Genomic DNA, 18,841 nt, shown 5'->3' with positions numbered 1-18,841 from the left:
GGTGGTATAGACCAATCTAGGCTCAAATCTAGCAGAGCGGGACCCCTTTCCTCATGTTGTTCCGGCTCCTGGGCGGCTCCTGGGCGGGGTGCTGGACGGGTGCCGGACGCGGCTGTTCTCATCGTCGGCCGCACGGGTCCCACGGGCCACTCGAAAAGGCTCGGGGAGGGGGCGGGGAGGGGGAGGGAGGGGGTCGGGGGATCGGAGAGGGCCCGGAAACAACTGCGGGCCGCGGCGCCGGGACGGGACCCTCAACCCGTCCGGCACCGCAGCCCGGAGTTTGCCCGGCCGGGGATGTGCGGTCCCTCGGCCGTTTCGGGAGGCCTCGGCGCAGTCAGGGCAGAGAGCGCCGGGTGCCTCGTCCGTCCTCCTGTGCGGGGAGGACGGAGGTCTATGAAAATATTGTGGACTAGACCAATCCTGTCTGTCCATCCACAGGACCGCTGTCGTTCCGGGCCCATCCTCCAACACGGACGCCGGGAACTCCAGGTTCATCGTCCGGTAATTCCACGGGTACGCTCGCTGACGTGCCCTCCATGAACGACCTCGTCCGCCAGCACACCGCGCTGAGCGAGTCCGACCTCGACTGGCTCCACCTGCTGGTCTCGGAGTGGCAGCTGCTCTCCGACCTCTCCTTCGCCGACCTGGTCCTGTGGGTCCCCACCCTGGACGGCACCCGCTATGTCTCCGTCGCCCAGATGCGGCCCAACACCGGGCCCACCTCCTACCAGGACGACATGGTCGGCCACCTGGTCCCGCGCGGCCGCCGCCCGCTGCTCGACGCCGCCCTCGACGAGGGCCGCATCGTGCGCGAGGGCGACCCCGAGTGGCGCGAGGAGGTCCCGGTCCGGGTCGAGTCCATCCCCGTACGCCGCGAGGGCCGCGTCCTCGGCGTGATCGCCCGCAACACCAACTTGCTCACCGTGCGGACCCCGTCCCGGCTCGAACTCACCTACCTCCAGTCCGCCTCCGACCTGGCCCAGATGATCGCCGCCGGCTCCTTCCCGTTCCCCGGGGAGCAGGTCGACATGGACTCCTCGCCCCGGGCCGGCGACGGCCTGATGCGGCTCGACGCCGACGGCGTCGTCCAGTACGCCTCGCCCAACGCGCTGTCCGCCTACCACCGGCTCGGCCTGGCCGCCGACCTGGTCGGCCAGGACCTCGGGCAGGTCACCGCCGAGCTGGCGCCGTCCCGCGGCCCGGTTGACGAGGCCGTGGCCAAGATGGCCTCCGGCTACGCCCCGCGCGAGTTCGAGATCGAGGGCGCCGGTGGTGTGATCCAGCTCCGCGCGATCCCGCTCAAGCCCAAGGGCACCCGGATCGGCTCGCTCGTCCTCCTCCGCGATGTCACCGAACTGCGCCGCCGCGAGCGCGAGTTGATCACCAAGGACGCCACCATCCGGGAGATCCACCACCGGGTGAAGAACAACCTCCAGACCGTGGCCGCGCTGCTGCGCCTCCAGGCCCGCCGGATGGACTCCGACCGGGGCCGCGAGGCGCTCAACGAGGCGGTCCGGCGGGTCGGTTCGATCGCCATCGTCCATGAGACGCTGTCCCAGAATCTGGACGAGCGGGTCGAGTTCGACGAGATCGCCGACCGGGTGATCGCGATGGTGGCCGAGATCTCCCCCGGCAAGGTGACCTGCCGGCGCAACGGGCGCTTCGGCATCCTCGACGCAGAGGTCGCCACCCCGCTCTCCATGGTCCTCACCGAGGTCCTGCAGAACGCCCTGGAGCACGCCTTCGCGCCGGCGGAGACGGGCACGGTCGAGGTCACCGCGGTCCGCGGCGAGCCCCGTGCCGACGCCCGTCTGCTGATCACGGTCACGGACGACGGCCGCGGTCTGCCCGAGGGCTTCGACCCGCAGCGGGCCGGCAACCTCGGGCTGCAGATCGTACGGACCCTGGTCGAGGGCGAGCTCGGCGGCAGCTTCGACATGCAGCGCGGCGCGGAAGGCGGCACCCGGGTGGTCCTCGACATTCCCGTACAGCCGCAGAAGTAGAGGGAGTTGGGGCCCGTGGGGCCCGTGGGGTCCGTGTGGAACCTTCCGTACAGCAGCGAGCCCCGGACCGAAGGGAATCGGTCCGGGGCTCGAATGCTGTGGGTTACTGCGCGCGCTGCGGCTCAAGGGCGGTGATTGCGCACACGGTGTACGCGCCGCTTGCCTCAGACTGTGCAGGTGGCTCAGGCGCTCGCGTTGCGCGCCCGGTTGCGGGCGGCGCGGCGCTTCATCGCGCGGCGCTCGTCCTCGCTGAGGCCACCCCAGACGCCGGAGTCCTGGCCGGACTCGAGCGCCCACTGCAGGCACTGCTCCATGACGGGGCAGCGGCGGCAGACGGCCTTGGCTTCCTCGATCTGCAGCAGCGCAGGACCGGTGTTGCCGATGGGGAAGAACAGCTCGGGGTCTTCCTCACGACAAACGGCGTTGTGACGCCAGTCCATGGCTGCTACCTCTCTCAGGTGTTACGTGCAAGTTGCTTGTGAATGTGAACGCTTTCACGAATCCCCCCGCAGGGGAAGGGCCGACTGCCAGACGAACTGGCGTGGTCCTTGTCACTGGGGTGGGGTTCTGGCTCTCAGTGGAGGCCGGTCTTGCGGGCCGTCCCGATCGCCAAGAAGAGACTCCCAAACCCCAGCAACGGATACAACCCCTTCTGGAAAGTTTTTTTTGATTCCTCGGTGTCGGCTCCGTCACAGCCGTACTTCTAGGGGGTGGAGGGCAGCCTAAACGTTCGAGTGGAAGGACTTTCGGTCCTTCTGGTCACACAATCACACGCAGTGCACGGCGTACGCCTGTGAACGTCACGCTCGTACGCAGCCCCAGGTGGTCACCGTCCATCTGGAGCGGCAGCGGGACCTTCGAATGCAAGGTGAAGTCGGTCAGATCGTGCAGGGTCACCGCATGCTTCCCGCGAGGCCCCCGTTCGGGGCTCGAAGTGAGCAGCTGAGTGCCGTACCGGGCGACCGAAGGAGCCGACAGGCGGGTCAGCCCGAGCACGTCCAGGGCCGTGTCGAAGGAGGCCTCGGGCGACGCGTACACCGGACGATTCCCCAGGTAGGTCCAGGGGGAGGTGTTGCAGATTATGGAGAGGACCAGATCCCGCACGGGATCCTCGCCGGGCCGCTCCAGGGTGATCGTGCCGTGCCGCCGGTTCCGCTCGCCCAGGAACTGGCGCACCACCTGGCGCAGATAGAGTGCATGGGTCGAACGCTTGCCCAGTTCGCGCTGCTGTTCGACCCGGCCGATCACGCTCGCGTCGAAACCGAAGCCGGCACAGAACGTGAACCAGCGTTCGGGAACACCCTCGTCGTCCGTGCCCGGCGTCCCGGACGCCAGACCCAGACTGACCGTCCGCGCCCGCCGCTCGCGCAACGCGTCGAGCAGCGCGCCGGTCGCCTCCACCGCGTCGTTCGGCAGACCGAGCGCCCGGGCGAACACATTGGTCGAGCCGCCCGGCACCACCGCGAGCCCCGGCAGCCGCTCCGGATCGGGCCCCGCGTGCAGCAGCCCGTTGACCACCTCGTTGACCGTGCCGTCGCCGCCGAGCGCCACCACGAGATCGATGTCGTCCGACTCGGCGGCCCTGCGCCCCAGGTCACGGGCGTGACCCCGATACTCGGTCGTCACCGCCTCCAGCTTCATCTCGCTGGCGAGCGCGTGGATCAGAACGTCCCGTGTGCGGGCACTGGTGGTGGTTGCTGCCGGATTGACCACGAGAAGCGCGCGCATGCCCGCCAGCGTACCTACCCGGGGGTACCGGGCCCAGTCCCGGCCTCCCTGACCTGCCCCGGACCGAACCCTGGGTGTCCCCTGAGGCGCGCCTCTGTCCTGCGCCGGGGCGCGCCCCGGGTGTGCGCATGGGGCATGCCTCGGGGTCTGCCCAGGGCGCGCCGCGGGCCTGCGCTGGGTGCCGGCTCGGGCATGCTTCGGGTCCTGCCCTCGGTGCAGGCTGGGGCAGGCTTCGATCCAGCGCTCGGCCACGCTTCGGGTTCTGCCCTCGGTGCCGACTCGGGCACGCCTCGGGCCCTGCCCTCGGACAGGCTCGGGCACGCCTCGGGGCCTGCCCTCGGACAGGGCCGGGCACGCTTCGATCCCGCCCGCGCCCACGCCGCGGTCCTGCCTGGGGCACGTGCCGGTCCGGCGTCGGGGACGCCCTCGGGCACGCCTTGGTCCTGCCCACCGGCCCGGCCACGCCCGGCCCCCGGCCCGGCCACGCCCTTGGTCCTGCCGCGGGCTCACCTCGGGTTCACCCTCGGACGCGTCTCGTCCTGTCCTCGGGCACGGCCGGGTCCTGCCTCGGCTGGTCGATCAAGGTCGAGCCCGCGACGGGTGGGCCGGTCGCGGCACCGGCCGGCGGCTGCCGTGCGGCACCGGTGTGACGGCCTGGGCGCCCCGCCCCGTACCCGCCCCGGCTACCCTGCCTTGCATGAGCAGTGCGAGCAGGGCGAGCAGCGCCGACACGAGCAGTCCCGAGCAGCCGACGGAGCCGGTCTCCCGGCCCGGGCGGCTCACCGCCGCCGCGGTGGTGGCCGGCGTCGAGGGCCTGGCCCTCGTGGCGGGCGGCCTCGCCCTCCTGGTCACCAGCCTCGGCGACCGGCCCGACGACCCCGCCTCGGCCCTCATGGGCGCGGTCACCCTGGTCGCCCTCGGCCTCATCCCGCTGGTCGCCGCCCGCGGCCTGTGGCTGCGCCGGTCCTGGAGCCGCGGCCCCGCCGTGATCACCCAGATCCTGGCGCTGCCCGTCGCCTGGCAGCTCCTCCAGGCGAACAGCGTGATGATCCCGGCCGGCATCGCCCTCGCGGTCCTCGCCGTGACCGGCCTCGTCCTCCTGGTGAGCCCGTCCACCACCGCGGCGCTCGGCATCCGCCGCCCGGGCCAGGACGCCTCGTAACGCACCTGCCGTACATGACCTGCCGTGCATGACGGAGGGGCCGGGGGATCACCCCCGGCCCCTCCGTCACGTACGGGAATCCGCGCCGCTCAACTCCTCGCTCACTCCTCCACGAGGAGCTTGTCCCGCAGCTGCGCCAGCGTGCGCGCGAGCAGCCGGGAGACATGCATCTGCGAGATCCCGACCTCCTGCGCGATCTGCGACTGGGTCATGTTCCCGAAGAAGCGAAGCAGCAGGATCCGCTTCTCGCGCGGCGGCAGGTCCTCCAGGAGCGGCTTGAGCGACTCCCGGTACTCGACGCCCTCAAGGGCCTCGTCCTCCGCGCCGAGCGTGTCCGCGACCGCCGGCGACTCGTCGTCCGTGTCCGGCACGTCCAGCGAGAGCGTCGAGTAGGCGTTCGCCGACTCCAAACCCTCCAGGACCTCCTCCTCGGAGATCCCGAGCCGCTCCGCCAGCTCGTGCACCGTCGGCGACCGCCCGTGCTGCTGGGACAGCTCGGCCGTCGCCGTCGTCAGCGAGAGCCGCAGCTCCTGGAGGCGGCGGGGGACGCGTACCGCCCAACCCTTGTCACGGAAGTGGCGCTTGATCTCACCCACCACCGTCGGCGTCGCGTACGTGGAGAACTCCACCCCGCGGTCCGGGTCGAACCGGTCCACCGACTTGATCAGGCCGATCGTCGCCACCTGCGTCAGGTCGTCGAGCGGCTCGCCCCGGTTGCGGAAGCGCCGGGCCAGGTGCTCCACCAGCGGCAGGTGCATCCGCACCAGCCGGTCGCGCAGCGCCGCCTTCTCCGGCGAGCCCTCCGGCAGGCCGCGCAGCTCGACGAAGAGCGCCCGGGCACCGCTGCGGTCGTGCGGATGAGGGACCTGATCGGAGGCCTGGTCGGCGTCCTCGCCAGAGTCATGGCCGGACGCCCGATCGGAGTCCTCGCCGGAGTCGTGACCAGACGCCTGATCGGAGTCCTCGCCGGAGTCGTGATCGGACGCCTGATCGGGAACCGCCCGCGGCCCGGCCGCGTCCGGGACCTCTTCGTGCTGCTCGTGCTCGCTCATCTGGTCCGCCTGCTCCGTAGCGACCTCGATCTCGACCTCGACACCGGCCGCCCCCTGCGGCCGTGCGCGTTGCTGCTCAGGGATGCCGGCCGTCGCGTCCCCGCTCCTCACGCCGGGCCTGGCCCCGCGCCGCGCTGTTTGTACAGGCTGATGGAGACAGTCTTGTCCTCGGCGACCGACGACTCCACCTTCCCGGCCAGCGCCGACAGCACCGTCCACGCGAACGTGTCGCGCTCCGGCGCCCGCCCGTCCGTGGTCGGCGCCGACACCGTGACGTCCAGCGAGTCGTCGACCAGACGGAACACGCAGCTCAGCACCGACCCCGGCACCGCCTGCTGGAGCAGGATCGCGCACGCCTCGTCGACCGCGATCCGCAGGTCCTCGATCTCGTCGAGGGTGAAGTCCAAGCGCGCCGCGAGACCGGCCGTGGCCGTACGCAGCACGGACAGGTAGGCACCCGCAGCGGGCAGCCGGACTTCCACGAAGTCCTGGGTCCCGGGCTCGCCTGCGATCTGGGACACCCTCACCTCCAAGGTGGCACAAACTCTTTCGGGGGTCCGGGGCGGAAAAGCTCCGGACCAGGCGGTACGCAGTCGGATCTGCAGTCCGCCGAGACGCTATCGCGATCCGTCCCGCCGTGTCGCCGGGGGCCCGGCAGGACCGCCCCCGCGGGGTCCGGTCCGGAAGGGCCCGCCGTACGCACCGGCGGCCGCGGAGAACCCGCGGAGGGGTGACGTACCCAGCCGTAGGCCGGTCGAACCCCGTCCCCGGGCCGTCAGACGATCGAACTGTCCACGAAGCACCAGCGCCAGCGCTCGTTCGGCTCGAAGGTCCGCATCACCGGGTGCCCCGAGGTGTGGAAGTGCGCCGTCGCGTGCCGCCCCGCCGACGAGTCGCAGCAGCCCACATGCCCGCAGCTCAGGCAGAGCCGCAGCTGGACGGGGTGCGTGCCGTCCGCCAGGCACTCCGGACAGGTGTCGTGCAGCGGCGCCGGTTCGGGGCGCGGCATTTCGGCAACGTGCGGGCACTCGCTCATGATGGCCAGGTTACGTCGTGGCCGGAGTGACGGACGGGCACGAGGCAGGCACGAGGCAGGCACACGGCAGGCACGAGGCAAGCCACGCAGCAGGCCACGCGGCAGGCGCGAGGCAAGCCACGCGGCAGGCACGAGACGGTGCGGCGCACGAGACGGCGCACGAGACGGGGAGCGGGGCATGGACGCAGTGCAACTGGTGGGGCTGGTCGCGGCGAGCACCGCCGTGGCGGGCCTCGCCCGCCGGACGCCGGTCCCGGCCCCGCTGCTCCTGGTCGCCGTCGGCCTCGCGGCCGCCTATCTGCCCGGCGTGCCGGACTACACCCTCGACCCGCACATCGTGCTGCCGCTCGTCCTGCCGCCGCTGCTCTACACCGCCGCCGTCGACGCCTCCTATCTGGACCTGCGCGCCAATATCCGGCCGGTCGCGCTGCTCTCCGTCGGCTACGTCCTCTTCGCGACCGTGGCGGTCGGCTGGCTCGCGTACATCCTGGTGCCCGACCTGCCGCTGACCGCCGCCCTGGTCCTGGGCGCCGTCGTCGCCCCGCCGGACGCGGTCGCGGCCACCGCCATCGCCCGCAAGCTCGGCCTGCCCCACCGGATCACCACCATCCTCCAGGGCGAGTCCCTGGTGAACGACGCCACCGCGATCACCGCCTACAAGGTCGCCCTCGCCGCCGCCGTGGGGGAGGGCATCAGCTGGGCCGGCGGCCTCGGGGAGTTCGCGCTCGCCGCCGTCGGCGGCATCGGCGTCGGCCTGATCCTGATGGTCCCCATCCACTGGCTGCGCACCCATCTGCGCGAGGCCCTGCTGCAGAACACCCTCTCCCTGCTCATCCCGTTCTTCGCGTACGCCGCCGCGGAGCAGGTGCACGCCTCCGGGGTGCTCGCCGTCGTCGTGGTCGGCCTCTTCCTCGGGCACAAGAACTGGAAGGTCGACTTCGCCACGCGTCTTCAGGAAGAGGCGGTGTGGAAGATGGTCGCCTTCGTCCTGGAGTCCGCCGTCTTCGCGCTGATCGGCCTCCAGCTGCCGTTCGTCGTCCAGGGGCTCGGCCCGTACGGGATCGGCGAGGCCGCCTGGTACGCGGCCGGGGTCTTCGTCTTCGTGGTCCTGGTCCGCTTCGCCTGGGTCTTCCCCGCGACCTTCCTGCCCCGCTGGCTGTCCCCACGGGTCCGCACCCGCGAGTCCGGGGTGGACTGGAGGGCACCGGTGATCATCGGCTGGGCAGGCATGCGCGGTGTGGTCTCGCTCGCCATCGCCTTCTCCATCCCCCGCCTCACCGACGGCGTCCCCTTCCCCGCCCGCAATCTGGTCCTCTTCCTCACCTTCACCACCGTCATCGGCACCCTCGTCGTCCAGGGCCTCACCCTGCCGCCGCTCATCCGGGCCCTGAAGCTGCCCGGCCGCGACCGCGTCCAGGACACCCTCGCCGAGGCGCAGGCCCAGAGCGAGGCCTCGCAGGCCGCCGAGGCCCGGCTCGACGAGCTCCTCGCCGACGAGCGCAACGCCCTCCCGGGGCCGCTCGCCGACCGGCTGCGCACGGTCATGGAGCGGCGCCGCAACGCCGTGTGGGAACGCCTCGGCACCGTCAACGAGCTCACCGGCGAGACCGCGGACGACACCTACCGGCGGCTCTCGCGCGAGATGATCGACGCCGAGCGCGAGGTCTTCGTGCGGCAGCGCAACGCGCGCCGGATCGACGACGAGATGATGCGGACTCTGCTGCGGCGGCTCGACCTGGAGGAGGCGGCGGCCTACCGGGAGGAGGCGGGCTGAGGCGGGTCCCGGGCTTCCGGACCAGGCTCCGGGCCCGGTCCGGGGGGCTTACGCGCCCGGTCCGGAGACTTCCGCGTCCGGTTCCGCGTCCGGTTCCGCGCCCGGCTCGGGGGCGCCGGTGACCACGGCCGCGATACGGGTGCCGGGCGCGAAGGCGCCCTCCGCCGCCAGGGTCACCAGTCCGTAGAGCATTTTGGCGACATACAGTCGCTCGATGGCGAGTCCGTGCCAGGCACCGTGCCGCGACTCGAAATCCCGTGCGAAGGCGGTGAGCTCGGGGGTCGTACGGGCGAAGCCGCCGCCGTGGAAGCGCTCGTCGAGCCGCCAGTCGCCCCGCGGACCGCCGAACGCCGCCTCCTGGAGGGCCCGTACCTCGGCACCGAGGAAGCCGCCCCTGAGGACCGGAACGCCGAGCGCCCGCCCGTCGAAACCGGCCGCGAGCCCCGCCAGGGTGCCGCCGGTGCCGCAGGCCACGGCGGCCACCTCGGCCCGGCCCGACAGCTCCCGGCCCAGCTCCACGCAGCCGCGGACGGCGAGCGCGTTGCTGCCGCCCTCCGGTACCACGTAGGTCTCCTCTGGGATCTCGGCCAGGGCGAGAATCCGGGCCAGGGTGTCCGGTTCGTGCTTCACGCGGTACGTGGCGCGGTCCACGAACACCAGACGCATCCCGTCCGCCGCGCAGCGCGCGAGCGAGGGGTTCAGGGGCCGGCCGGCCAGCTCGTGGCCGCGGACGACGCCGACCGTGGGGAAGCCGAGCAGCCGGCCGGCGGCGGCCGTGGCCCGCAGATGGTTGGAGTAGGCGCCGCCGAAGGTGAGCACCGGCCGCCCGGCGGCCTCCGTCAGGTTGAGCGCCAGCTTGCGCCACTTGTTGCCGGGCAGCGCGGGATGGATCAGATCGTCCCGCTTGAGCAGCAGCGTCAGCCCGTACCGGGCGAAGCGCTCGTCCTCGACCGGCTCCAGGGGCGAGGGGAGCCGGGGGTGCAGCCGGGCGGGATCGAACGCGTTCACCCGGCCATTGTCGCCGGTGGCTGACCTCTGGCTGAGTGGGGCCGGGGTCGGCCCGGTGGATCAGCGTCGGACACGGACAGAGCCCTGGGCGTGTCCTAGTGCAGCCGGTCGGCGATCCGCTGGCGCATCGACGCCATGGTGAAGCCGCGCGGGTCGATCTTGCCCGGCTGCCACTCCAGGTGGCCGATGACCGAGCGCTGGGTCCAGCCGTGCACCCGGCACACCGCGGCGGCGGCCTTGGCGATGGCGTCCAGCTGGACCTTGGGCCACGGGTCGACGCCGTCGCCGAGGTTCTCGCACTCGAAGCCGTAGAAGTGCCGGTTGCCGTCGGTGGTGGCCTCGTCGTCAGGCGGCAGGCCCTTCTCGGCGATGACCGCCCGCAGCACCTCGTCGTCGCCGAGGCCGGCGTGGTTGGCCCGGCCGTAGCCGACCAGGTGCACCCGGCCGTCCTTGGCGATCACGCCGTGGCAGAGCGGGCCCGGCAGGGACGCGTAGCCGTCCCGGCAGATGCGGACGGTGTTGGCGGTGCCCCGGGTGACGGTGTGGTGGATCATCACGCCGTGCACGGGGCCCCAGGGGCCCTTGTGGTTGCGGTTGTGGGTGCGCCAGTCGCCGACCTCGACGACCGTCAGCCCTTCACCGCGCAGTGCGCTGAGGAAACGGCTCGCGGACATGGGTGTGGACATGACCGGCTCCTTCCGGGATGGGGATTGCGGTCTTCCGGTTTCTCCGGATCCCCTTCCACCGGGGTACCGGAGTCATCCCCTCCGCTGCTCGGCGTTCGGTTCGTGTGCGAGCCGATCCGGACGAATCGTTAAAGCGGGCTGGGGGGTGGGTGGGGATGCGGTGGGCCGGGGTGCTGCGCGGCGGGCCGTGGTTGCGGGCGAAATCGCGCGCCAATGCCCAGCCTGCCGCCGTCGAGTCCCACTCTTTTGTGTAATGGCGTGCGCACGCTGTGTGTTGGAGGCTTTCTCTCGCAGGTGCCGAGTCCGCCGCGCTGTTGCAGCACCGCATCCGTGCCGGGGGCGGGGGTCAGGCCGACAGGTCCCCGCCCCCGGTGCCCGCCACCCCACCCACCAGGCCACCAGGCCCCTGAGGAAAGTGACCGACAAGATGCTCATGACCAGTGCGGACGCCGCGAGCGGTGGACGCAGCGCCGTGCTGCTCCTGGACCGGACGCGCCGCGTCGTCGACCCCCAGCTCCGGACGACCGTCGCGTCCCTGCCCGGCTCCGTACGGCGCATCGCCGCCTATCACTTCGGTTGGGAGGAGGCGGACGGCTCCCCGGCCGAGGGCGGCCAGAGCGGCAAGGCCATCCGGCCCGCCCTGGTCCTCGCCGCCGCCCGCGCGCTCGGCGCCGACCCCGGCCCGGCGGTCAAGGCCGCCGCGGCGGTGGAGCTGGCGCACAACTTCACCCTGCTCCACGACGACATCGTCGACGAGGACCCGACCCGCCGTCACCGGCCCACCGCCTGGAAGGTGTTCGGCATCCCGGACGCGCTGCTCGCCGGCGACGCCATGAACGCGCTCGCGCTGCGGCTGCTCGCCGAGGACCCGCACCCCGCCGCCGGGGCGGCCGCGGCCCGGCTCGCCGCCTGTGTCATCGAGCTGTGCGCGGGCCAGCAGGCGGACTGCGCCTTCGAGCAGCGCGGCCCCCGCGAAGTGTCGCTCGACGAGGTGGTGGCGATGGCCACCGCCAAGACCGGGGCGCTGCTCGGCTGCGCCTGCGCGCTGGGCGCGCTGTACGCGGGGGCGGACGAGGGGGCGGTCGCGGCCCTGGACGCGTTCGGGCGGGAGGCGGGCCTCGCCTTCCAGCTGATCGACGACCTGATCGGGATCTGGGGCGACCCGGGGCGTACGGGCAAGCCGGCCGGCGCCGATCTCGTCGCCCGCAAGAAGTCGCTGCCCGTGGTGGCCGCGCTCGCCTCCGGGACCCCGGCGGGCGAGGAGTTGGCCGAGCTCTACGCCCGCCCCGTCCTCGACGCCGAGGCGGCGCGCGCCGCGGCGGACGCCGTCGAGCGGGCCGGCGGCCGGGACTGGGCGCAGAGTCAGGCGGCCGAGCGGATGGCCGGCGCGGTCGAGCAACTCTCGCGGGCGGTCCCGGACTTGTCGGCGGCGGGGGATCTGCTGGCACTCGCGGAGTTCGTGACGCGCCGCAGTCGCTGACTCCTCGACTCCTCGACTCCTCCGGAAGCGCCGCCGATAAGGGCTTGCGTAACCACTACGCACGGAGCACTATGGGCGCAGTGGTTACGGCCACCGGTCATGCCTCCTACGGAAAGAGACCCGGCTTGCGCAAGCTCACGTACTACGTCGCCTGCTCCCTCGACGGCTTCATCGGCGACCCGCACGGCGACGCCTCGTCCATGTTCCGGTTCATGGACGAGGAGTACGCCTCCTGGATGAACAGCGAGTTCCCGGAGACCGTGCCCACCGCCTTCCGGGAGGCCTCCGGCCTCACCGGCGTGCCCAACAAGCGGTTCGACACGGTGATCCAGGGCATGGGCTCGTACCGCCTCGGCCTGGAGGCCGGGATGCCCAGCCCGTACGCACACCTCCGGGAGATCGTCGCGACCCGCTCCCTCACCGAGTCGCCCGACCCCAACGTCGAACTCTTCGCCGGCGACCTCGCCGCCCGGGTCCGCGAACTCAAGGCCGAGGACAGCCCGCTGGGCATCTGGCTCTGCGGCGGCGGACAGGTCGCCGGACAGCTCGTGGACGAGGTCGACGAGCTGGTCGTCAAGTCCTACCCGCAGATCTACGGCTCCGGAATGCCGATGTTCGGCTCGGACTTCGCCGCCCACGACTACGTGCTCCAGGACGTACGGAGCTTCACCAACGGCGTCGTCGTGCGCACCTACACCAGGAAGCGGTGACCCGGCGGGCGCCGCCGCCCCGCCCGGCCTAGGCTGGAGCCATGGTGGGCGAGACGCCGCACACCACACGGGACCCCGTCGCCGAGCACCCGTGCCCGGCCTGCGGGAGACCCCGCGAGGTGCTGGCCGAACGGCACAAGGTCCTCGGGGCCTGGGTGCCGGAATGGGCCGTGCAGCCGTGCCGTAACCCGGAGTGCGAGCTGTACGAGCCGGAGGGCGGCGGCGCGGCGGCGGGACCCTCCTCCGCGCAACGCCCGGCCCCCGACCCGGACCCGGCCCCCGGCTCCGCCCCGGACCCCGGTGCGGAAGCCACTACCACGCACGTGACCGGCAAGAACGGCGAGACCGGGAGAAGTCCGGCCCCTGGGTGACCGGCCGCGCGCCGGAGCCGGTCATACCGCTACAGTCCGCCGCATGTCATCGGAGTCGACGGAAGTCTGGACCGGCTGGTACCGGGACCGCCGTGGTGCGGAAGCGATCGTCATCACGGCCGCCGGGAGCCATGTGGCCACCCGGATCAGGGGAATCGAGTACACGGGCGCGAGCTTCGCCGCGCTCAGCGCCGCGGACGAGGGCGGGCAGGCCCTCACCGGGTGCGTCCTGGAGTGGGATCTGCCACTCCCCGTCGTCACGGACGGCACCACCCAGCAGGCCACGCTCAGCTGCCTGCTGACCCTCGGCGAGCGGGCCGACCTCAGCCTGACGCTGCACTACGGCGGCGCGGCGTTCGAGTCGGGCATCGCGGGCGGGGACTTCGAGGAGGCACTGGCCCGGCTGCGCCGCCAGCTGCCACCGGGCACGGAGTTCGGCCGGGGACTGCTGCAGGCGGCCTGACCGAGGCGGTACGCAGAGGGCTGGGGCTCGTACGCGGAGGGCGGAGGGCCGCCCGAGGAGGGCGGGGGCAACGAGGGCGCCCCCGCCCTTCAGGCAGTTTCCCGCCCTTCAGGTCGTTCGTTCCGGCCCTCAGCCCAGCTTGAACGCCGAGGCGAGCCCGTAGCGCCACAGTTGGTCGACGCGGGAGCGCTCCTGGGAGTTCGGGGTGGCGTTCTGACAGGACGTGCCGGGCCCGCCGCCGGACATCAGCTCGCTGCACGGGCCGCTGTAGTGGTCGGGGAGCCCGAGCACGTGCCCGGTCTCGTGGGCGGTGACGCGGGTGGAGTTGTACTGCTGGTTCTGCCGGTAGTCGAGGAATATGTAGCCGTTGCCGTGTCCGTCGGTGCTCGCGTACGAGCCGCGGGAGTCGTTCCCCTCGTAGTACGCGAAGTCGGGGTTGGAGCCCTCGACCAGGCGTACGTTGACGACGGAGCTGTTCCAGATCTGCGCGGAACGGGAGATCTGGCTGCGGAAACTGGGTGCGTTGGCGGTGCTGTAGACCACGGTGACGGCGGTGGCACCAGGCGCGGCGGCCCGCTTCTTCGCGACCGACTTCACGACGGCGTCGAAGAACGCCTGGTTGGCCCGGGCCTCCTGGGCCGAACCGGAGTAACCCGCGTGTGCGGCCCGGTCGGTGGGTGCGGCGGAGGCCGGGGCGGCGCCGAGGGAGAGGGTGAGACCGGCACCGAGGGCGGCGGTGAGTAAGGACGTGAGGATCTTCGGGTGTCGCATGGGGGCTCCTCCTGTGGGGTTGGAGGAGAGTGTGGGGGACCGGGGTGCGGGCGGGGAATGATGTCATCCGCCGATAACTCGGTGATATCGCCGGGGAGTTGACACACTCGTACCGGGGTGTACAGGGGTGCTCGGCGCGGCCTGGTGCGCGCCCCGGAGCCGCCCTAACCTCGGACCCATGGAGCTGGAGGTGAGGCACCTGCGGGCGCTCTGCGCCATCGCGGACACCGGCAGCCTGCACAAGGCCGCCCGCCGGCTCGGCGTCAGTCAGCCCTCGCTGACCACCCAGCTGCGGCGCATCGAGAACGCGCTCGGCGCCGAACTCTTCACCCGCGGCCGCACCGGCTGCCTGCCCACGCCGCTCGGCCGTTCCGTGATCGGCCGGGCGCGACCGCTGGTCGACGGCATGACCGCGCTCGTCAGCGAGACCCGCGCGGCGGCCGCGGCGGGGGCCGCCGACGGCCCGGTGCTGCGCGTCGGTTCGACCGCGAGCCGCGCCCTGCCGGGCTGGCTGCGCCGCCTCCGGCAGGCCCTGCCCGGCACCGACATCGCCCTACGGGTGGACGTCTCTGCGCACACGCTGCTGCGCACGGTCGCGGACGGACACCTCGACCTGGCCTTCGTCCACGAGGTCGAGGGCTGCCCGTTACGGGTGCCGGACGGGCTGCGGGGCCGCGTCCTGGTGGAGCGCGAGCCGCAGTTCGTCTCCATGGCCGGCGACCACCCGGCGGCCGCGCACGAGGTCGTCGACCTCACCGATCTCGCCCACGACCGCTGGACGGTGGACCCGGCCGTCGACGGCGAATGGGACGGCCTGCGCCGCGTCCTCCGCGCGGCCGGCCTCGACCCGCCACTGCTGCACGCCGACTACCACACCGCCGCCTCGCTCATCGTCCTCGGCGAGGCCGTCGCCCCCTGCCAGCCCACCTCGGGCCCCCGCGAGGACATGGCCATCCGCCCCCTCCGCGGCGACCCCCTCGCCGTCCGCCTCCTCCTCTTCGCCGCCCCCGGCGTCCCCCTCGACCCCCCGTACGCCGCCCTCACCGCCGCCTACCGCGAAGCCGCCCTCCGCGCCGCCCCGTACCGCCGCTGGCTCCGCGCGGGAGGAACGGCGGGGCCGTGCCTGATGTCGGCCTGAGCGCACCCGCGGAAGGCCCCGCCACCGAATGATCCCGACCGGTTCCCCGACCCGCGCTCTCGCCATCCACAACCCGGCATATAACGGTTGTCATCGCCGTAGGCGGGCTGGATGAGCTCTTGGCGTGCCGCGGAGAGCAGCGACGCGGCGGGTCACCACCCGGCAGTGAAGTGCCGGCGAGAACGACACGACGCCTCAGTCAGCGACGGCCAGGAGCTGTACCAGGTCAACCCAGTTCCCCTCATCGGCCTGGGTGTGGACGGCGCGGACCCTCCATCGGCCGGGGGACAGCGAAACCTCTGCCTGTGCAGGCGACACCCCCAGAGGCCGGTGCTTCGCCGCGGATGCGGTGGTGCGCCTACTCCTGAGGCGGAGTCTTGGTCCAGAAGGCGTGGGCCTTCCTCAAGAGCTCCCCGGCGGCGTCGCCGTACGATGCCGCAGCGCTCAGCGCAGCGAAGGCTTTGTCGTAGAGGTCGAGTTCGCTCTGTTCCGTGATGTCCACGGAGGAGGAGACGAGTTCGACATGGGCCCGGTCGCCCTCGCCGTAGATATTGAATGCGTGGACGGGGAACAGATCCACCGGTGCGGTGGAGGGAAGGATCCCGAGGGTGAGAGAGGCCAGGCCGAGCTCTCGCAGGAGGCGCTCGATCTGTTCCCGTATGACGTCGGGTCCACCGATGTTCGTGTAGAGAGCCTGCTCCCCGAGGACGACGTCGTATTGGTGCTCGCCGTCGTACAGCACTTCCCTGCCGCTGCATGCGCAACGCGGAGGCGGGCGCCTTGTTGCCCGATCCGGTGGTGGTCCGCCTGGGGCGAGTGCGATCGCGTCCCATGGGCTGTCTCAGCTGATCTCCCCCGGCGGAGTCCAGGCGTTAGGCTCCGCTCGAACGGAATTCGGGGGTGATGATGATGGAACCGTGGCCTGAGGGGACCGCCGCTGACCCGGAGGCTGCCCGGGAGCGTTATGGCTCCGATATGCGGGCGGAGCGCCAGGCTCTGCGAGACGTGATCAGGGCCGACCTGCCTGGCGCGCACCTCGGCTTCGGAATCGTCATCGTGGCGAGTGCAGTTGTGGGCCTGTTCGCGGGGCCCGTCACTGGAGTCCTCGTGGCTGGATCGTTTGCCGCTCTGTTCCTCGGCGCTCTGGCTGTCATGCTCCTTCGCGGCATCCGGGGGCTGGACGCAGGTCGCCGCGCCTATCTCTTCACCTTCGGCTGGGCGAACTGGGTCTAGGAAAGACACAAGTCCACCGGCATCGGTTTGGACGGCCCGGGGAATCGTCTCGGGCCACCTGCAGTGTCTGCCCGCCGGCGTGGTGGCGCCTACACGAGGGCGGCGGCAGCGGCCCTTGTAGTCGGCGGTCTGGGTCGGGGCGAGGTAGTGGCTGACGCGGATCTTCCAGGCCCGCGCCGATCGATCGCTCTGCCGAGTCCGACGCTGCCGGGCACCGCGCCGGCGACGTCGCCGACCTTGATGCGGGGCGTGGAGGGCACCTGCTCGCACACCTCCGGGAAGATGGAACTTGCCATCGCCCAGGGGCTCCAGAAGCTGTGGGGGGCAGGGCGCCGAGGAGACGGTGGGGGAGAACTGGGCACATCGCCGCTCTGGGGGATCGGCTCCCATCTCGTCTCCCATTCGTCTCCCATTGGATCTTGAAAAGTCGAACGGCCCGCTCCGGAGTTACCGGGCGGGCCGTTCTGTCTGCCCTCTGACCTGCGATGCAGGATCGAGCGGAGAGAGGCCGGATCAGGCCTTCTTCGTCTCCCAGAAGATGCGGTCGATCTCGGCGATGAGCTCCAGCGCCTTCTCGCCCGTCTTCGGGTCCGTCGAGGCCTTCGCCGCCGACAGGGCCTTCAGGGTGTCGTTCACGAGCTGGTTGAGCTCGGGGTACTTCTCGAAGTGCGGGGCCTTGAAGTAGTCGCTCCACAGGACCGAGACGTGGTGCTTGGCCAGCTCCGCGCGCTGCTCCTTGATGACGACGGCGCGGGCGCGGAAGTGGGGGTCCTCGTTCGCCTGGTACTTCTCCTGGACGGCCTTGACGGACTCGGCCTCGATGCGGGCCTGGGCCGGGTCGTACACGCCGCAGGGGAGGTCGCAGTGGGCGCTGACCTTGACCTTGGGGGCAAACAGGCGGGAGAGCATGCTGCTGTCCTTCCTCGTGATCGTCTTCTCAGGTGGGACATTACTCGGTGAGAAGCGCGTTTTCGCGAGCGCCCCCTGGTGCTTAGGACAAAAGTCCAGGGTCACCATGGGACTCGTGGACGATGGGACCAGGAGGTGCCGGATGGTGGAATCGGGGCATGCGCCGGGGCGGGAGCCCGGGGCCCCGTTCGGGATCGCCGAGGTGACGGGGGTGTCGATGGTGCCCACGCTGCTCCACGGCGATCAGCTGTTCGTGCACTACGGGGCGCGGCTGCGGCCCGGGAACGTGGCCGTTCTGCGGCACCCGCTCCAGCAGGACCTGCTCATCGTGAAGCGGCTTGCCGAGCGGCGCGACGGCGGCTGGTGGGTGCTCGGGGACAACCCGGAGGCCGAGGGCGACAGCCGGGTGTTCGGAGTCGTACCGCCGCATCTGGTGCTCGGGCGGGTGCGGGTGCGCTACCGGCCCGTCACCCCCGGGCGTCAGCGGTCGGCCGGCGTGGTGCTCTCCTGGCTCTTCTCCGCCGTCAGGCCCGTGCGCTCGGCCTCCAGGGCCTCCCGGGCCTCCAGAGCCGCCTCCTGACGCTTGCGGGCGCGGTAGGCCGCCACGTTGGCGCGGGTCGCGCAGCGGTCCGAGCAGTAGCGGCGGGAGCGGTTGGTCGAGGTGTCCAGGTACGCGTTGCGGCACGGTGCCGCCTGGCACAGGCCGAGGCGGTCCGCGCCGAACTCGGTCAGATGGAAGGCCAGGCCCATCGCGGCGATCGCCGCGTATCCCGCGGTCGCGTTCGACGGGTGATCGGCCAGGTGCATGTGCCACCGCGGCCGGCCCTCCTCGTCGAGGTAGTCGTGGCCGGAGATCTGCGGGCTGACCGGGAACTCCAGGAGGAGGGAGTTGAGGAGGTCCACGGCTCCGGTGTGGTCGCCCTCGTCGGCCGCGGTGAAGACCGCGCGCAGCCGGGCCCGTACCGAACGGAAGCGGGTCACGTCGGCGTCCGTCACCCGCCGGGCCATCTGGGAGGCCGCGCCGAAGAGGTCCCGGACCGCCTCGACCGAGGTGAGGGAGTCCTTGTTGCGGGCCGGCTCCTCGGTGTTGACCAGACGTACGGCGTAGTCCGAGTAATAGGCCAGTTCCACTTGTAGTCCTTACTCCGGCGGGCTAGGGTCGGGGCGGGGAAGGGTAAGCGACGCCTTCCCTCCGAGGGTATTACGAGTCATGCGAAGAGGGTGGAGGCAGACCCATGACGGACGCCACGAACGCCACGAACGCCACGAACGCTTCGGACACCACAGGCGCTTCGGACGCCACGGGTGCGAACACCA

21 protein-coding genes are annotated in these 18,841 nt (G+C 71.8%); 10 read left to right on the top strand and 11 right to left on the bottom strand.

All coding sequences use genetic code 11. The annotated features are described in order from the left end of the window. Positions 1-536 precede the first annotated feature (536 nt). The gene (locus tag AB0C73_RS04380; RefSeq protein ID WP_362524726.1) at positions 537-2,003 is read left to right on the top strand and encodes a PAS domain-containing sensor histidine kinase; all 1,467 of its coding nucleotides are present in this window, start codon (positions 537-539) and stop codon (positions 2,001-2,003) included. Between the two features lie 182 nt (positions 2,004-2,185). On the opposite strand, the gene AB0C73_RS04375 is transcribed toward AB0C73_RS04380, so the two are convergent. Then, the gene (locus tag AB0C73_RS04375; RefSeq protein ID WP_003953983.1) at positions 2,186-2,443 is read right to left on the bottom strand and encodes a WhiB family transcriptional regulator; all 258 of its coding nucleotides are present in this window, start codon (positions 2,441-2,443) and stop codon (positions 2,186-2,188) included. Positions 2,444-2,762: 319 nt separating this feature from the next. After that, entirely contained in the window at positions 2,763-3,731 is a 969-nt protein-coding gene (locus AB0C73_RS04370; RefSeq protein WP_362524400.1) for a diacylglycerol kinase family protein, read from the bottom strand. A 697-nt stretch (positions 3,732-4,428) separates the two neighbouring features. Between AB0C73_RS04370 and AB0C73_RS04365 the strand changes: the two genes are divergently transcribed. After that, positions 4,429-4,893 carry a hypothetical protein gene (locus AB0C73_RS04365; RefSeq protein WP_362524399.1) on the top strand — a complete coding sequence of 155 codons (465 nt, stop codon included), beginning with the start codon at positions 4,429-4,431 and terminating at the stop codon, positions 4,891-4,893. A gap of 101 nt (positions 4,894-4,994) precedes the next feature. On the opposite strand, the gene AB0C73_RS04360 is transcribed toward AB0C73_RS04365, so the two are convergent. From AB0C73_RS04360 to AB0C73_RS04350, 3 genes are all read right to left on the bottom strand, one after another. Further along, entirely contained in the window at positions 4,995-6,056 is a 1,062-nt protein-coding gene (locus AB0C73_RS04360; protein WP_362524397.1) for a SigB/SigF/SigG family RNA polymerase sigma factor, read from the bottom strand. Continuing rightward, positions 6,053-6,466, bottom strand: coding sequence for an anti-sigma regulatory factor (locus tag AB0C73_RS04355; RefSeq protein WP_362524394.1), 414 nt, complete (start codon positions 6,464-6,466; stop codon positions 6,053-6,055). The genes AB0C73_RS04360 and AB0C73_RS04355 overlap by 4 nt, the downstream gene beginning before the upstream one ends. Positions 6,467-6,720: 254 nt before the next feature. Then, positions 6,721-6,981, bottom strand: a complete 261-nt coding sequence (locus AB0C73_RS04350) for a UBP-type zinc finger domain-containing protein (protein WP_362524392.1) — start codon at positions 6,979-6,981, stop codon at positions 6,721-6,723. Positions 6,982-7,159: 178 nt separating this feature from the next. On the opposite strand from AB0C73_RS04350, the gene AB0C73_RS04345 reads away from it, so the two are divergent. Then, positions 7,160-8,755 (top strand): Na+/H+ antiporter, encoded by a 1,596-nt coding sequence (locus AB0C73_RS04345; RefSeq protein WP_362524390.1) that lies wholly within the window; start codon positions 7,160-7,162, stop codon positions 8,753-8,755. Positions 8,756-8,803: 48 nt separating this feature from the next. Here the strand turns inward: AB0C73_RS04345 and AB0C73_RS04340 are convergent, their stop codons facing one another. Both AB0C73_RS04340 and AB0C73_RS04335 read right to left on the bottom strand, forming a co-directional pair. Continuing rightward, positions 8,804-9,763, bottom strand: coding sequence for a pyridoxal-phosphate dependent enzyme (locus AB0C73_RS04340; protein ID WP_362524387.1), 960 nt, complete (start codon positions 9,761-9,763; stop codon positions 8,804-8,806). A 95-nt stretch (positions 9,764-9,858) separates the two neighbouring features. After that, the gene (locus AB0C73_RS04335) at positions 9,859-10,449 is read right to left on the bottom strand and encodes an N-acetylmuramoyl-L-alanine amidase (RefSeq protein ID WP_362524385.1); all 591 of its coding nucleotides are present in this window, start codon (positions 10,447-10,449) and stop codon (positions 9,859-9,861) included. A gap of 427 nt (positions 10,450-10,876) precedes the next feature. Between AB0C73_RS04335 and AB0C73_RS04330 the strand changes: the two genes are divergently transcribed. From AB0C73_RS04330 to AB0C73_RS04315, 4 genes are all read left to right on the top strand, one after another. Continuing rightward, positions 10,877-11,929 carry a family 2 encapsulin nanocompartment cargo protein polyprenyl transferase gene (locus tag AB0C73_RS04330; protein WP_362524723.1) on the top strand — a complete coding sequence of 351 codons (1,053 nt, stop codon included), beginning with the start codon at positions 10,877-10,879 and terminating at the stop codon, positions 11,927-11,929. Between the two features lie 125 nt (positions 11,930-12,054). Continuing rightward, the gene (locus AB0C73_RS04325; RefSeq protein ID WP_362524383.1) at positions 12,055-12,639 is read left to right on the top strand and encodes a dihydrofolate reductase family protein; all 585 of its coding nucleotides are present in this window, start codon (positions 12,055-12,057) and stop codon (positions 12,637-12,639) included. Positions 12,640-12,680: 41 nt separating this feature from the next. Beyond that, positions 12,681-13,010, top strand: a complete 330-nt coding sequence (locus AB0C73_RS04320; protein WP_362524380.1) for a hypothetical protein — start codon at positions 12,681-12,683, stop codon at positions 13,008-13,010. A gap of 43 nt (positions 13,011-13,053) precedes the next feature. Beyond that, the gene (locus AB0C73_RS04315; protein ID WP_362524377.1) at positions 13,054-13,473 is read left to right on the top strand and encodes a DUF6304 family protein; all 420 of its coding nucleotides are present in this window, start codon (positions 13,054-13,056) and stop codon (positions 13,471-13,473) included. Between the two features lie 129 nt (positions 13,474-13,602). On the opposite strand, the gene snpA is transcribed toward AB0C73_RS04315, so the two are convergent. Further along, the gene (gene snpA, locus AB0C73_RS04310; protein WP_362524374.1) at positions 13,603-14,244 is read right to left on the bottom strand and encodes a snapalysin; all 642 of its coding nucleotides are present in this window, start codon (positions 14,242-14,244) and stop codon (positions 13,603-13,605) included. A 178-nt stretch (positions 14,245-14,422) separates the two neighbouring features. Here snpA and AB0C73_RS04305 point away from each other — a divergent pair, with 178 nt between their 5' ends. Then, positions 14,423-15,382: a LysR family transcriptional regulator gene (locus tag AB0C73_RS04305; RefSeq protein WP_362524372.1), complete on the top strand. Its 960-nt coding sequence runs from the start codon at positions 14,423-14,425 to the stop codon at positions 15,380-15,382. 358 nt (positions 15,383-15,740) lie between these two features. Here AB0C73_RS04305 and AB0C73_RS04300 read toward each other — a convergent pair whose 3' ends face one another. After that, positions 15,741-16,124, bottom strand: coding sequence for a Scr1 family TA system antitoxin-like transcriptional regulator (locus AB0C73_RS04300; RefSeq protein ID WP_362524369.1), 384 nt, complete (start codon positions 16,122-16,124; stop codon positions 15,741-15,743). 161 nt (positions 16,125-16,285) lie between these two features. Between AB0C73_RS04300 and AB0C73_RS04295 the strand changes: the two genes are divergently transcribed. Then, on the top strand, positions 16,286-16,615 hold the full coding sequence (locus AB0C73_RS04295; RefSeq protein WP_362524720.1) for a hypothetical protein: 330 nt from the start codon (positions 16,286-16,288) through the stop codon (positions 16,613-16,615). A gap of 513 nt (positions 16,616-17,128) precedes the next feature. On the opposite strand, the gene sodN is transcribed toward AB0C73_RS04295, so the two are convergent. Then, entirely contained in the window at positions 17,129-17,524 is a 396-nt protein-coding gene (gene sodN / locus AB0C73_RS04290; RefSeq protein WP_265866548.1) for a superoxide dismutase, Ni, read from the bottom strand. A 142-nt stretch (positions 17,525-17,666) separates the two neighbouring features. Here sodN and sodX point away from each other — a divergent pair, with 142 nt between their 5' ends. After that, entirely contained in the window at positions 17,667-18,104 is a 438-nt protein-coding gene (gene sodX / locus AB0C73_RS04285; protein ID WP_362524366.1) for a nickel-type superoxide dismutase maturation protease, read from the top strand. Here sodX and AB0C73_RS04280 read toward each other — a convergent pair. Further along, a complete protein-coding gene (locus AB0C73_RS04280) occupies positions 18,005-18,655 on the bottom strand; it encodes a CGNR zinc finger domain-containing protein (protein WP_362524363.1) in 651 nt (216 codons plus the stop codon). The two genes, sodX and AB0C73_RS04280, sit on opposite strands and share 100 nt — an antisense overlap. Positions 18,656-18,841: the final 186 nt, after the last annotated feature.

Origin of the sequence: Streptomyces sp. NPDC048623 (genome assembly GCF_040650755.1) — a bacterium.
Lineage (GTDB): Bacteria > Actinomycetota > Actinomycetes > Streptomycetales > Streptomycetaceae > Streptomyces.
The sequence above is the reverse complement of the archived record's forward strand: the minus strand, read 5'-3'. Positions and strand labels throughout refer to the sequence as shown.